Source organism: Streptomonospora arabica, from assembly GCF_039531585.1.
In the GTDB taxonomy this organism is placed as follows: Bacteria; Actinomycetota; Actinomycetes; order Streptosporangiales; family Streptosporangiaceae; genus Streptomonospora; species Streptomonospora halophila.
Window position 1 is genome coordinate 521,010 of the sequence record NZ_BAAAQI010000001.1, and the last position, 13,269, is coordinate 534,278.

The following is a 13,269-nucleotide window of genomic DNA, read 5'->3' on the forward strand; positions in this document are numbered from 1 at the left end:
AGACCGCGGCGGTTCGGCCGCATCAACTGAATATTGAGTCAGCCAAGATCGCACTTTCCCACGTCCACCGGGGTCCGGCGTTGCGATTATCGCGAGCGCCCTGGTAACGTCGCCGACCGTGAGCGACTCGATCGACGTCGGCGGCGGGCCGGACCCGATGGCGGGCCTGCGCCAGCGGGTCCGCGAGCTCGTCCTGCTCTCAGGGCGGTCCCAGCGCGAATTCGCCGAAACCATGGGGCTGGAGCCCTCCAAGCTCTCCAAGTCGCTCAAGGGCATCCGGCGCTTCTCCGCCGAAGAGCTCATCCGCATCGCCGACACCGCCGACGTCACGGTGAACTGGCTGCTCAACGGCCGCGACGACGCGGCCACCGTCGTGGCCATCCCCCCGGGCCAGCAGTCCCCCGGCCCGGACGGGGCCGCCGTGCCCGCGCCGCGGTCGGGATCGGGCGACCGGCGGCGCCAGATCATCGAGGCCGCCTGGCAGCTCATCGCCGCCAACGGCTACCACTCCGTGCGCACCGCCGACATCGCACGCGCCTGCGGCACCTCCAGCGCCACCATCCACTACCACTTCCCCACCCTGCGCGACCTGCTGGACGAGGCGCTGCGCACCTCGGCCAAGCAGGCGTTCGACCGGCAGGTGGCGGTGCTGCACAGCATCCCCGACGCACGCGAGCGCCTCGACCGGCTCATCGAGCTGCAGCTGCCCAACCCCGGCCACCTCACGCTGGAGTGGTCGATCTGGATGCAGGTGTGGACCGAGTCCACGCTCCACCCCCATCTGCGCGAACTGCACGCCGGCTACTACCAGCGCTGGCACGACACCATCGCCCAGACCCTGCGCGACGGCGTCGCCCAAGGCGTCTTCCGCCACGTCGACACCGAGGCGACGACCACGCACCTCACCGCGCTCATCGACGGCCTGGCCATCCAGGTCCTCACCCGGCGCCCGGGGCGGACCGTGCAGCGCATGCGCGAGACCCTGCGCGAGTTCGTCGCGACCCGCATCGAAGGAGTCACGAACCAGTGAACGAGACCATGAACACCGACGTCATCCTCACCGCGGCGCTGACCGGCGCCGGCGACACGGTCGGCAAGAGCGAGCACGTGCCGGTGACCCCCGCCCAGATCGCCGAGTCGGCGGTCGCGGCCGCCGAGGCCGGCGCGAGCGCGGTGCACATCCACGTGCGCGACCCCGAGACCGGCGCGCCCTCCCGCGACAACGCGCTCTACCGCGAGGTCGTCGAGCGCATCAGGGAGACCGGCACCGACATCGTCGTCAACCTGACGGCGGGCATGGGCGGCGACCTGGTCATCGGCCAGGACGACCCGCTGGACGCCGCCGAAGGCACCGACCTGGTCAACGGCCTGGACCGGCTGCCCCACGTCGAGGAGCTGCTGCCCGACATCTGCACGCTCGACTGCGGCAGCGTCAACTTCGGCGACGGCAGCCTGGTCTACGTCTCCACGCCCGACATGCTCCGCGCCGGCGCCAAGCGCATCCAGGAGCTGGGCGTGCGCCCCGAGCTGGAGATCTTCGACACCGGCCAGCTGTGGTTCGCCAAGCGGATGCACGCCGAAGGGCTGATCGACGACCCGGCGATGTTCCAGCTCTGCACGGGCATCCCCTACGGCGCGCCCGCCGACCCGGGTGTGCTGCAGTCCATGGTCAACCTGCTGCCCGAGGGATCGCAGTGGGCCAGCTTCGCGATCGGGCGGATGCAGATGCCCTGGGTCGCGCAGTCGATCCTGCTGGGCGGGCACGCGCGCGTCGGCCTGGAGGACAACCTCTACCTCAGCCGGGGCGTGAAGGCGACCAACGCCCAACTGGTGGAGAAGGCCGCCGGGATCATCGAGTCGCTCGGCGCGCGCGTGTGCACGCCCGACGAGGCCCGCACCAAGCTCAAGCTGCGCAGCGCCCGCTAACGCCTCCCTATCCCCCGCCACGCCTCCCCCGCCGCACCCGTTCACCGCTGACGACGAAGGGCTTTCGTGCTCCCCGACAACACCGAGTACACCGAGAACACCCTCCAACACGACCCGCAGCGCCCCGGGGCCGCGGCCGACCCCGAAGCCGTGCGCACCGTGGCGTGCGTGGGTGCCGGCGTCATCGGCGGCGGCTGGGTCGCGCACTTCCTGGCGCGCGGCTACCGTGTCGTGGCCTGGGACCCGGCCGAGGACGCCGAGGAGCGCCTGCGCGGGCTGGTCGACGCCGCGTGGCCCGCGCTGACCGGGCTGGGCCTGGCCGAGGGCGCCTCCCCCGACCGGCTCAGCGTCGTCGCCACGCTGGCCGAGGCGGTCGCCGGCGCCGACTTCGTGCAGGAGAGCGCGCCCGAGCGGCTGGAGGTGAAGATCGGGCTGCTGGCCGAGATCGACGCGGCCGCGCCGGAGCACGTCGTCGTGGCCTCCTCGACCTCCGGTTACTCGATGACCGAGATGCAGGTCAAGGCCGCCCGCCCGGAGCGGCTGGTGGTGGGCCACCCGTTCAACCCGCCCTACCTGGTGCCGCTGGTGGAGGTCGTGGGCGGCGAGGCCACGGCACCCTGGGCGGTGGAGTGGGCCGCGGAGTTCTACCGCGCGGCGGGCAAGTCGGTGATCACCATGGACCGGGAGCTGCCCGGGTTCATCGGCAACCGCATCCAGGAGGCGGCCTGGCGCGAGGCGCTGCACATGGTCGACAACGGCGAGGCCACCGCCGAGCAGATCGACCTCGCGATGACCGCCGGACCCGGCTTGCGGTGGGCGTTCTTCGGGCCGTGCCTGACCTTCCACATGGCCGGCGGCGAAGGCGGGATGGCGCACATGCTCGACCATTTCGGACCGTCGCTCAAGGCACCGTGGACGCGTCTGGAATCCCCCGAACTGACCGCCGAACTGCGGGACGCGATGGTGCGCGAGACCGACGAGGTCGTCTCCGGGCGCTCGACCGCCGACCTCATCGCCCAGCGCGACCGCAGGCTGATCGCCGTCATGCGCGCGCTGGCCGAGGTCGACGCCGAGGAGGAGCGCGAAGCGGCGGAGGCCGGCCGATGACGGCGGCGGAGGCCGGCCGATGACGGCGGCGGCGCCGACGGCGCCCGACGGCGGCGGGTACGCGGCCGTGCTGCGGCAGCGGGTGGCGCCGGAGTGGATCGACTACAACGGGCACCTCAGCGAGGCCTACTATGTGCTGATCTTCGGGTTCGCCACCGACGGCCTGATGGAGCGCGTCGGCCTGGGGCCCGACTACCGGCGCGAGACCGGGCGGTCGCTGTACACGGTCGAGGCCCACGTCCGCTACCTGCGCGAGGTCGGCGAGGGGAGCGAGGTCGAGGTCCGCACCCGCGTGGTCGCGGTCGGCGCGAAGAAGGTCCGGCTGTGCCACGAGATGTGGCTGGACGGCGGGCTCCGCGCCACCGAGGAGCTGATGGCGCTGCACGTCGACCAGCAGACGCAGTCGACGGTGCCCTTCCCCGAAGCCGTGGCCGAGCGGCTGGCGGCGGCGGTGGGCGAGGCGCCCGACTACGCGGGCCGCGCGATCGGCTGACATCCGGGGGCGGCGGGGGCGCCGGGGACGGGTGCGGGCGCGGAGGCGAACGACGCAAGGGCAATTCGGTCCGATTACCTCACCGAATGCGGTGACGTGGTGACCGGCGCCACTTCGACGGAATAGACTCCGAGAACCATCGGCCGACTTCCCCCCTGAAGAGGATGGCGATGCCCCGTTTCGAGTCCCCGGAGTTCATGAAGCGCGCCGGCGATGCTTACAACCCGATCGCCCCCGACATCAAGACCGAGAAGGCGAGTATCGCCCGGGTCTATTCGTATTATCTGGGCGGAAAAGACCACTTCGAAGCCGACCGGGAGATGGCCAACTACGCGGAATCGGTCGTCCCCGGCGTCACCGACCTCGCTCTGGGCAACCGGGCGTTCGTCCAGCGGGCCACCCGCTACCTCGCCTCCGAGCGGGGGGTGGGCCAGTTCCTGGACATCGGCTCCGGTCTGCCCACCGACGGCAACGTGCACGAGATCGCCCACGAGTCCATGCCCGAAGCGCACGTGGTCTACGTCGACAACGACCCGATCGTGCTGGCGCACGCCCGGGCGCTGCTCGCCGACAACCACACCACCCTGGTCATCCGCAAGGACCTGACCCGGCCCGAGGAGGTCCTGGCCGAGGCGGAGCGCACCGGGCTGATCGACCTCAGCCGCCCCCTCGCGCTGATGCTCGGCGGCATCCTGCACCACCTCGGCGACGAGCAGGACCCCGACGGCATCGCCCGGCAGCTGCGCGACGCGCTGGCACCGGGCAGCTGCCTGGTGATCAGCCACTTCTGCGAGCCCGACCCCGCACAGCTCCCCGAGGACTCCGAGCGGGCCCGGCGCCTGCAGGCCGCCTTCCTGGAGCGGCTGAAGACCGGCATGTGGCGCAGCCCCGAGCAGATCCGCTCGTACTTCGGCGACTGGCGCCTGGTCGAGCCCGGCCTCGTCACGCTGAACCGGTGGCGCCCGCTCCCCCCGGACGCCAAGTCCATCGGCACCTACACCATGCCGCCCCGCAACGAGAACCTCATCGTCGGCGGTATCGCCGTCAAGCCCTGACTCCGCCCCGCAGCGCGGCCCCGCCGGCGTCCCGGGGCCCCGGCACCCTGCCGACGGGACCCGGCGCCGGAGCCGGACGCGCCCCTGTCCTGGCTGTCCGCCCGGGGGTGCCGTCCCGTGCCCGGTGCCCGGTGCTCGATGCCCGGCCGCGCCGGAACCGCGGCGCGCGCGGGGAAGTCGGCGCGCGCACGCTTCGGCGCCCAACCACCCGTCGCGACCGACGCCGCGGCTCCACGAAGGCAGCAAGCGCAGCCGCCGCTTCCCCGACTCGCCGCCGCAGCTCCGCACCGCCGACACCGCGCATACCGGCACGCACAGCCACCGGCCGCCCATCCACGCCAGGACGGCCCGGCTATCACCGACGCCGCGGCCCCGCGGGGACAGCAGGAACAGCCGCCATCTCCCGGTTCACGGACGCGGCGTCCCAGGCACCCGCGCCTTTACGCGTCGGCCCGCGAGGCGCCGCCGACCGCCGCCTCCAGCAGGTCCAGGAACCGCACCTGCCCTTTGACCAGCTTGGTCCGCGCCTCCTCCAGCCCGAACCACGTGGCGCGGTCGATCTCGGGAAACTCCGCCGTCCGCCCGGAACGCGGCGGCCACTCCATCTCGAAGGTGTTCCCCTCGATCCGGGTGGCGTCGAAGTCGCCTTCGAGCGCGAAGCAGCTGACGGTCTTGCCGCCGGACTGGCGCACCTCGCCCAGCACGAACGGCTCGCCCGCCGGCGCGGGCCGCCCCAGCTCCTCGGCGAACTCCCGCAGCGCCGCCGCCAGCGGCTCCTCCTCAGCTGTGTACTCCCCCTTGGGCACCGACCAGGCGTGCTCGTCCTTCTTCGCCCAGAAGGGCCCGCCCATATGCCCGAGCAGGACTTCGACCGCCCCGTCACCGCGCCGATACAGCAGCAACCCGGCACTCGTTCTCGCCATACCCCTCCTCTCCCCTTCCTCTCCCCTCGGCCGAACCACGTCCACACCCCCATGAGGCACCGACTCGCGGTAGCGTCAGGCCGATCCCCGGACCGGCATTCCGGCACAACCCCGCCAGCTACCTCAGCGCCCGGTCCGGCGCCCTAGTCGATCAGCTTCTCGTCCCTCGCCCACGGCTCGAACCCGCCGCGAGGAAACGGAAGCCGCATCCCCGTCTCACGGAGCGCGTCGAGGAGCACGGAGGCGTTGGCGACCGTGCAGTCACCGCGTCGGCACGCGTCGGCGACCAGACCGGCCGTCCCCCGCACGGCCAATCCGTGGCTCTCGGCGACTCTCCGGGCGTAGCGGTCGTCCATGACGAGTGTGCCGCCGTGGCACTCGGCGTAGGCGCACAGTGTGGTCTCGCCGATGTTGTGGTCGTCGGACAGGCCCATGCGCCTTCCCCACCGGCTGAAGGCGGCGAGCATCGGCAGCGTGTCGCAGTCGACGACCGACATCCACCCGGCCGCGCGCACGGCTGCGGCCGCCGCGGCGTCGTTGCGGGCCACCTCCTCGACGACCGCGCGCGTTGTCACCGAGACGGATCCGCGGACCAGGTTTCCCAGGACGTCGAGCCGGTCCGCCTTGGCGGAGTGGAGCAATGGGGAGGCGTCGAAGAGCAGGGGGTCGGACGAGGTCAATCTGCGGCTTCCTCGGTGAGGTCCTCGGTGGTGACCTGACCGCGCATCATCTCGACGGCCCGCGCGGGCGTGATCGCCGCCGCACGCAAGGCCGCGACCACCGCCGAGGCGTAGCGCGGCGGGACGCGGACCGAGGCCAGATCCGGCTGCGGCTTCCACCCCAGGGCGTCTCTGAACTCAACGTCGGTCGGTGTACACGCCCGCAGCCTGCGCGCCTCGTCCCAGCCCACACCGCCGGTGCGCCTGAGCTGCGTGACCGCCAACGTCCACGAGACCCGGTAGGTGGCCGAAACCCGGACGAGCGCCTCGCGACGCGCCTCCTCGTCCGCCTCCTCGCCCACCGGGCTCACACAGCCACCGGGGAGCAGGAACTCGGCGGCGAACGCCTCGACGGCTCTCTCCCGCTCCTCGCGGGAGGCGTGCACGCCCAGGTCACTGGAGAACTCGTCGCCGAGCACCATGTGGCCCAGCTCGTGGGCTCCGGTGCTCCGGCGGCGCCCCGGCGCCTGGTCGCCGCTTACCACGGCCGCCGCGATCTCGCCGTCGACGAGAGACGCGCCCTCGGTGCGGAGGGGCACCACCGCCACGAACTGCCCGGCCCGCTCGCACACGTCCGCGACCGAGTCGACAGGCCCCTCTCCGAGCCCCAGCTCGCCACGCAGCCACCCCGCGGCGCGCCGCGCTCCGTCGACGTCGGTCACCCGCTGCCGGCAGCGCAGCAGCCGCGGGACGCGCAGAAAACCGTCGTCGACCAACTGCCGCACATCACGCAGCCACTCCGACAGCACGGCTTCGGCCCGGTGCGCCTCCCGGGCGGCGTCGCTGTCTCCCGAGCTGGCGGCCTCGGCTAGCGCGGAGCGGCGCGAGACGACCTCGGGAGCGGGGTCGAGGAAGGAGGACAGGGGCCAGTGAAGCGCACGCGCGATCCGCGTGAGCTCGACAGCGTCGACCCGCCGGTCCCCCTTCTCCAGCTTGGAGACCATGCTCCGCTCAAGGCCGATCGCGTCGGCGAGCGCCTGCTGCGACAGCCCGGCCGCCGCCCGCCCCACCCGCACGCGCTCACCGATCAGCGCCCAGCTCAGCTCCTCCTGCATATGTGCGATCATCGCACAACCGGAAGGCGTTGTTAACGGCATCAGCAGGACCACCACCGCGCAGGCCACCGCCCAAGCCCCCCTGGTCGCACGCCGTCCTCAATGCCCACCTGCGAAGACAGTGCCGCCGCACGCAGATCCCCGAGGGTGCCGCCGTCGGACTCGGCCGTGACGAGGGCCGTGGGTGCCCCCTGGATCGCCCGACCTGCCCGCCGTTGTGGATCTACTCAACGGCATCGGTAACCTGCCGCTGCCGGAAGTAGCGGCGGATTGGGGGAAACGCGCTGGGATCGCTTCATCGCCGAGGAGTCCGGAGCGGACCTCCTACGCGGTGACACGCTCCTGGTCACCGACCTCAATCCGAACGAATCCGTTCCTGCAAGCCCTCGCACAGAGCGCGCGCACGAGGGGCGAGGCCGGTGCGGGAGCGGCTCACGCCGCACCAAGCCCGCAGAACGCCAACAGGCCCCTCTCCCAGACGGGAAAGGGGCCTGTGTGGACTGATGCCGTGGACGTGCTACCAGGGGTTAACCGTTTGGGAACGGGTTCTAGTAGTGCGTCTCTGGCTCCCGCGACTGGACTCGAACCAGTAACCTGCCGGTTAACAGCCGGCTGCTCTGCCGATTGAGCTACGCGGGATCGGACCCTGACGCCTGCTGGCAGGGCGTTCCCCGCCGCGGCGACACGACTAGACTAGCGCATACGCAGGTGTGCTCGTGACAGGTTTTCCGGGCGCAAGGGGGTAGCGTCAGGGGGCAGGGCGGCACCGTCGACGGAAGAGGGACCTATGCGCTACCGGATCACGTTCGCTGCCGGACTCGCTGTTGGCTACGTGCTGGGGGCCAAGGCGGGCAAGACACGCTACGAGCAGATCGTCCGCGCGGCCCGGAGGGTTGCCGAGAGCCCGGCCGTGCAGGAGACCGCCGGGGTCGTCGGCGCTCAGGTCAGCGGGGCGGGCAAGGCCGTGTACGGCAAGGTGGCCGAGCGCATGCCCGTCTCCTCGCTCAAGGACTTCCTGGCCCGGCCCACCGACGAGGAGGCCGCGGAGCTGAGCGGCACCGGCCCGGACGGCGCTGTGCGGGGCAGCGGGCTGAACGGCTCCGACTCCGGCCGCCGCTGATCCCCGTGCGCCTGACGCGACGCCGCGCGCTGCCCGAGGACCTGCGCTCCCGGGTGTCCCTCCGGCGCGGCGAACGCGTCCTCGCGCTGACCGGCGGGGGCGAGCGCGCGCTGGTGGCCACCGACCGGGCGCTGCACCTGCCCGACGGCCGCGCCGTGCCCTGGGAGCACATCGACCGCGCCCGCTGGTCGGAGGAGGGCTTCACCTTCACCGAAGAGGGATACGGCCGCCGGGTCTACGGCGTGGAGGAGCCGGGGCGGCTGGCCGAGGTCGTCTACGAGCGGGTGACGGCCACGATCGTCGTCTCCCGGCGCTTCTCGCTGGAAGGCCGCGAGGGGGAGGAGGACGGCGGCGCGGGCTTCCGGCTCGTGGCGCGGCGCCCGCCCGGCGGGGCGGACATCACCTGGCAGGTGCACGTCGACGAGGGCGTCGACCCGAAGGACCCCGGGGTCGCCGCCCGGGCCTCCGCCGCGCTCGCCTCCCTGCGCGAGCAGATGGGGGTGTAAGCCCACCCCGGCCACCCCCAACGCCGAGGCCGCGCCGCCGAGACCGGGCCCCTACCCGGCCCCACCACGCCGCGGCCGCCGACCACCCCACGCCCCCGCGCTCGCCTACCGCTCCCGGTCCGGCTCCTTTCGCTCGGCCTCCTTGCGGGCCAGGCCGTCGGCCAGGACCTCCGCCAGATGGCGGGCCGGGCGGCCGGCCTCCTGGTCGATCTGGGTGCGGCAGCTGAAGCCGTCCGCCAGCACCAGCGTCTCCGGGTCGGCCTCGCGCACCGCCGGCAGCAGCACCCGCTCCCCCACGGCCTTGGACACCTCGTAGTGCCCGTCCTCGAAGCCGAAGTTGCCGGCCAGGCCGCAGCACCCCGACTCCAGCACGTCGCCGTCGATCCCGGCGCGCTCCATCAGCTTGCGGTCGGCGTCGAAGCCGATGACCGCGTGCTGGTGGCAGTGCACCTGGCTGATCGCGCGGGCCTCGACGCGCGGCGGCTCCCAGTCCGGGGCGTAGGCGGCGAGGAACTCCGAGAGCGTGTACACCGACGCGGCGACCCGCTCGCTGGCCGGCCCCGGCAGCAGCTCCTGCAGGTCCGAACGCAGCGCCGCCGTGCAGCTGGGCTCCAGCCCGACGACCGGCAATCCCGCCTCCACGTGCGGGGCGAGGGCGCGCAGCGCGCGGCGCATCACCTGCCGGGCGACGCCGAGCTGGCCGGTGGAGACCCAGGTCAGGCCGCAGCACACCTGTCCTTCCGGCAGCACCACGCGGAACCCGGCGTCCTCCAGCACCCGCACCGCCGCGGCGGGCACCTGCGGGGTCAGGTAGTTGCCGAAGGTGTCGGGCCACAGCACCACCGTGCCGCGCTCCGGGCGGGCCGGCGCTGCGCCGCCCTCCCCTGTGCGCGGCGCGGCCCCGCCGCGCCGGCCCAGCACGCCGCCGAGCAGCCCTCCGCCGCGCCGCGGCTCGCCTCCCGCGCCCGCCGCGCGCCGCGCGCGGCGGCGGAACCACCGGGTGAAGGTCGTACGCGCGAACTCGGGGATGCTGCGCTGCGGCGCGATGCCGCCGATCCGCTTCAGCGCCTCGCTGAGCACGCGCGCACCGCCCGCCCGGTTGACCTCCGCCGGGGCCACCGCCGCCAGGCGCGCCCACACCGGCAGCCATCCCATCGAGTAGTGCGAGGCCGGCCGCACGCGCCCCCGGTAGTGGTGGTGCAGGAACTCGGCCTTGTAGGCGGCCATGTCCACGTTCACCGGGCAGTCGCTGCGGCAGCCCTTGCACGACAGGCACAGGTCCAGGCTGTCGCGCACCTCCTCCGAGGCCCAGCCGTCAGTGATCACCTCGCCGTTGACCATCTCGAACAGCGCCCGGGCGCGCCCGCGCGTGGAGTCCTTCTCGTTGCGGGTGACCATGTAGCTGGGGCACATCACGCCCGGCCCCTCGTGGCGCCGGCACTTGCCCACGCCCACGCAGCGGCGCATGGCGCGCGCGAAGTCGCCCTGGTCCTCGGGGTAGTCGAGCACGGTCAGCGGGCCGCTGGTCACGGCGGCCTGGCGCAGGTCGGCGTCCATCGGCAGCGGGTCGACGATGATGCCCGGGTTCATCCGGTTGCGCGGGTCCCACAGCGACTTGAACTCGCTGAACGCGCGCACGACCCGGTCGCCGTACATCCGCGGCAGCAGCTCGGAGCGGGCCTGGCCGTCGCCGTGCTCGCCGGAGACCGAGCCGCCGTGCTCGGCGACGAGATCGGCGGCGTCCTCCATGAACGAGCGGAACTTCCCGCGCCCCTGCGCGTCGCCCAGCCCGAAGTCCACGCGCACGTGCAGGCATCCCTCGCCGAAGTGGCCGTAGACCACGCCCCGGTAGCCGTAGTCGTCCATCAGCCGGTCGTAGGAGCGCAGGTAGGAGCCCAGGCGCTCGGGCGGGACGGCGGCGTCCTCCCAGCCGGGCCAGGCCTCGGTGCCGTCGGGCGCGCGGGTCGCCAGGCCGGAGCCTTCCTCGCGGATGCGCCACAGCGCCCGCGCGTGCGCGGGGTCGACCACCACCGCCGAGTCCAGCGGCCGCGCGGCGCCCGACAGCGAGCGCAGCATCGCCTTGCCGCGCTCCTCCGCCTCGGCGCGGTCTGCGCCGCCGACCTCGACCATCAGCCAGGCCGCGCCGGAGGGCAGCTCGGTGCGCCCGCGGCCCGGTTGCCGTACACGCGAGACCAGCTGCTCGTTGAGCCCTTCGACGGTGAGCGGGCCGTGCTGGAGCAGCTCGGGGACCGCGTCCGCGGCCGCCGGGGCGTCCTGGTAGCCCAGCACGACCAGGATGCGCGACGGCGGCGACTCCACCAGCCGCACCGTCGCGCCGAGCACCGTCACACAGCTGCCCTCGGTGCCGACGAGCGAGCGGGCGATGTGGCCGCCGTTCTCCGGCAGCAGCCGGTCCAGCGAGTATCCCGACACCCGCCGCGACAGCTGGGGCATGCCGGTGCGCAGGTCGCCCATGTAGGTGTTGACGAGGTCGCGCAGCGCGGCGTAGATCCGGCCCTCGCGGGCGGGCAGCGCGGCCAGCCGGTCGAGCTCGTCGCGGCCGGTCGCCCCGACGGTCATCCGTGTGCCGTCGTGCAGCAGCACGTCCAGCGACTCGACGTTGTCGGCCGTGGTCCCCCAGGCGACCGAGTGGGAGCCGCAGGAGTTGTTGCCGATCATCCCGCCCATGGTGCACCTGCTGTGGGTGGAGGGGTCGGGGCCGAATGTGAGCCCGTGCGGCGCCGCGGCGGCGCGCAGGTCGTCGAGGACGACGCCGGGCTGGACGCGGGCGGTGCGGCGGCCCGGGTCGACCTCCTCGATCGCCGTGAGGTGGCGGGAGGTGTCGATCACCAGGCCCTCGCCGATGGAGTTGCCGGCGATGCTGGTCCCCCCGCCGCGCGGGGTCAGCGGCACCCCGTAGGCGTCGCACGCGGCTACGGCGGCGACGACGTCGTCGACCGTGCGCGGCACCACCACGCCGAGGGGCACGTGGCGGTAGTTGGAGGCGTCCTGGGTGTAGAGCGCCCTGGCTTGGGAGTCGAACGCGACGGTCCCGGAGACGTCGCGGCGCAGTGCGCGGCCGAAGCCTTCGAGATCGATGTCGGGCAGGGCGGTCGGGGAGGTCGTGTCGGGCATGATCCCAGCGTGGCGCGGGTCGCGTGGTGAGACAACCGGGACGCGGCGGCGATTCCTGACGGTAGGTGGCGGCTTTCGGGGAGAAGCTGGCCCGTATGGACGAGATCCCGACGCGGACTCCCTCCGCCGCCCCCACCGCAGAGCCCGTCTCCTGGACGGAGTTCTCCGCCGCCGAACCCGCCTTCGCGGCCGAGGTGCGCTCGGTGTTCGCCGCCGCCGAGCACCACGTGCTGGCGACGCTGCGCGCGGACGGATCACCCCGCGTGAGCGGTACCGAGGTGAACCTGGGCGGGGCGGAACTGCTGCTGGGCTCGATGCCCGGCGCCCGCAAGGCGCGGGATTTGCAGCGCGACGGCCGCCTGGCGCTGCACGCCGCACCCGGGCCGATGGACACCGGCGACGCCAAGATCGCCGGCGCCGCGGTGGAGGTGACGGACCCGGAGGAGGCGCGCGCCCTGTTCGCCGACCCCGGCGCCGACCCGGGTGAGTCCCACCTGTTCCGCTTCCTCATCGGCGAGGTCGTGCTGACCTCGGTCACGGGGGGCAGGCTGCGCATCCGCCACTGGCGCCCGGGACGCGGCCTCGCCGACGACTACCGCGACTGAGGGCCCGGCGGCTCCCGGTCCGGCGCACCCGGCCGAGCCCGGCGGACCGCGGCACCGCAGAGCCCGGCCGGGCACGGGTCCCCGGACGTGTTGGAGTGGTCCGTCGGAAGCGGGCGGCACACTCGGGTGCGCCCCGCGCCCGAGGCGCGAAGCGCCGTCCTTCCGGCGCGGGCCCTGCGGCAGGGACCGGCCGTGCCGCTCTCGCAGGGCCGGGGAAGGAGCCGGGGCGGGTCCCCCGCCGACCGGCGAGAACGCAGCGGGCGTGGTGCCGGGGCGCCGGGCCCCGGCAGCGCCCGGCGCGGGTGCCGGCCGATGCCGCCTACAGCAGCCGGGCCAACCGGGCGCTGCTGCGTCGGCGGGGGATCAGGGCCACCATCGCCGAGCCGGGCGACCAGGCCGCCCACCGCAGGGCGCGGGGATCGGCGGGCGGCAGGCCCCCGGCCTTCGACCGCGAGGGGGTGCGGGTGCGCGTGCCGCCCCGCAGCGCCACGCGGTGGAGTGCGCGACCAACGGGCTCAAGCAGCATCAGGGCCGTGCCACGCGCTACGACAAGCTTCGCGTTCGCTACGCGGCCACGGTCCAGATCGCGATCATCAACGACTGGCTCTGACTTCCAAGACAGGCC

13 protein-coding genes and 1 tRNA gene are annotated in these 13,269 nt (G+C 73.5%); 8 read left to right on the forward strand and 6 right to left on the reverse strand.

Features of this window, described 5'->3' with window-relative positions:
* Positions 1–157: 157 nt before the first annotated feature.
* From ABD284_RS02265 to ABD284_RS02285, 5 genes are all read left to right on the forward strand, one after another.
* The gene (locus ABD284_RS02265) at positions 158–1,030 is read left to right on the forward strand and encodes a TetR/AcrR family transcriptional regulator (protein ID WP_344140766.1); all 873 of its coding nucleotides are present in this window, start codon (positions 158–160) and stop codon (positions 1,028–1,030) included.
* Entirely contained in the window at positions 1,027–1,926 is a 900-nt protein-coding gene (locus ABD284_RS02270) for a beta-keto acid cleavage family enzyme (protein ID WP_344140416.1), read from the forward strand. Before ABD284_RS02265 ends, ABD284_RS02270 begins: the two co-directional genes overlap by 4 nt.
* 150 nt (positions 1,927–2,076) lie before the next feature.
* A complete protein-coding gene (locus tag ABD284_RS02275) occupies positions 2,077–3,033 on the forward strand; it encodes a 3-hydroxyacyl-CoA dehydrogenase NAD-binding domain-containing protein (protein WP_344140767.1) in 957 nt (318 codons plus the stop codon).
* 19 nt (positions 3,034–3,052) lie between these two features.
* The gene (locus ABD284_RS02280; RefSeq protein WP_344140418.1) at positions 3,053–3,526 is read left to right on the forward strand and encodes a thioesterase family protein; all 474 of its coding nucleotides are present in this window, start codon (positions 3,053–3,055) and stop codon (positions 3,524–3,526) included.
* A gap of 170 nt (positions 3,527–3,696) precedes the next feature.
* Positions 3,697–4,581, forward strand: coding sequence for an SAM-dependent methyltransferase (locus tag ABD284_RS02285; RefSeq protein WP_344140420.1), 885 nt, complete (start codon positions 3,697–3,699; stop codon positions 4,579–4,581).
* A 440-nt stretch (positions 4,582–5,021) separates the two neighbouring features.
* Here the strand turns inward: ABD284_RS02285 and ABD284_RS02290 are convergent, their stop codons facing one another.
* From ABD284_RS02290 to ABD284_RS02305, 4 genes are all read right to left on the reverse strand, one after another.
* Entirely contained in the window at positions 5,022–5,504 is a 483-nt protein-coding gene (locus tag ABD284_RS02290) for an NUDIX hydrolase (RefSeq protein WP_344140422.1), read from the reverse strand.
* A gap of 143 nt (positions 5,505–5,647) precedes the next feature.
* A complete protein-coding gene (locus ABD284_RS02295) occupies positions 5,648–6,184 on the reverse strand; it encodes a PIN domain-containing protein (protein ID WP_344140425.1) in 537 nt (178 codons plus the stop codon).
* Complete coding sequence (locus ABD284_RS02300) at positions 6,181–7,290, reverse strand: helix-turn-helix domain-containing protein (protein ID WP_344140427.1); 1,110 nt, start codon at positions 7,288–7,290, stop codon at positions 6,181–6,183. The genes ABD284_RS02295 and ABD284_RS02300 overlap by 4 nt, the downstream gene beginning before the upstream one ends.
* 551 nt (positions 7,291–7,841) lie before the next feature.
* A tRNA-Asn gene (locus tag ABD284_RS02305) sits at positions 7,842–7,917 on the reverse strand.
* A 148-nt stretch (positions 7,918–8,065) separates the two neighbouring features.
* On the opposite strand from ABD284_RS02305, the gene ABD284_RS02310 reads away from it, so the two are divergent.
* Both ABD284_RS02310 and ABD284_RS02315 read left to right on the forward strand, forming a co-directional pair.
* Positions 8,066–8,398: a hypothetical protein gene (locus ABD284_RS02310; protein ID WP_344140429.1), complete on the forward strand. Its 333-nt coding sequence runs from the start codon at positions 8,066–8,068 to the stop codon at positions 8,396–8,398.
* A 5-nt stretch (positions 8,399–8,403) separates the two neighbouring features.
* Complete coding sequence (locus tag ABD284_RS02315) at positions 8,404–8,904, forward strand: hypothetical protein (protein WP_344140431.1); 501 nt, start codon at positions 8,404–8,406, stop codon at positions 8,902–8,904.
* Between the two features lie 105 nt (positions 8,905–9,009).
* Here ABD284_RS02315 and ABD284_RS02320 read toward each other — a convergent pair whose 3' ends face one another.
* Complete coding sequence (locus ABD284_RS02320; protein ID WP_344140433.1) at positions 9,010–12,039, reverse strand: FAD-binding and (Fe-S)-binding domain-containing protein; 3,030 nt, start codon at positions 12,037–12,039, stop codon at positions 9,010–9,012.
* A gap of 95 nt (positions 12,040–12,134) precedes the next feature.
* On the opposite strand from ABD284_RS02320, the gene ABD284_RS02325 reads away from it, so the two are divergent.
* Complete coding sequence (locus ABD284_RS02325) at positions 12,135–12,644, forward strand: pyridoxamine 5'-phosphate oxidase family protein (protein ID WP_344140435.1); 510 nt, start codon at positions 12,135–12,137, stop codon at positions 12,642–12,644.
* Between the two features lie 319 nt (positions 12,645–12,963).
* Here the strand turns inward: ABD284_RS02325 and ABD284_RS02330 are convergent, their stop codons facing one another.
* Positions 12,964–13,134, reverse strand: coding sequence for a hypothetical protein (locus ABD284_RS02330; protein ID WP_344140437.1), 171 nt, complete (start codon positions 13,132–13,134; stop codon positions 12,964–12,966).
* Between the last annotated feature and the right edge of the window lie 135 nt (positions 13,135–13,269).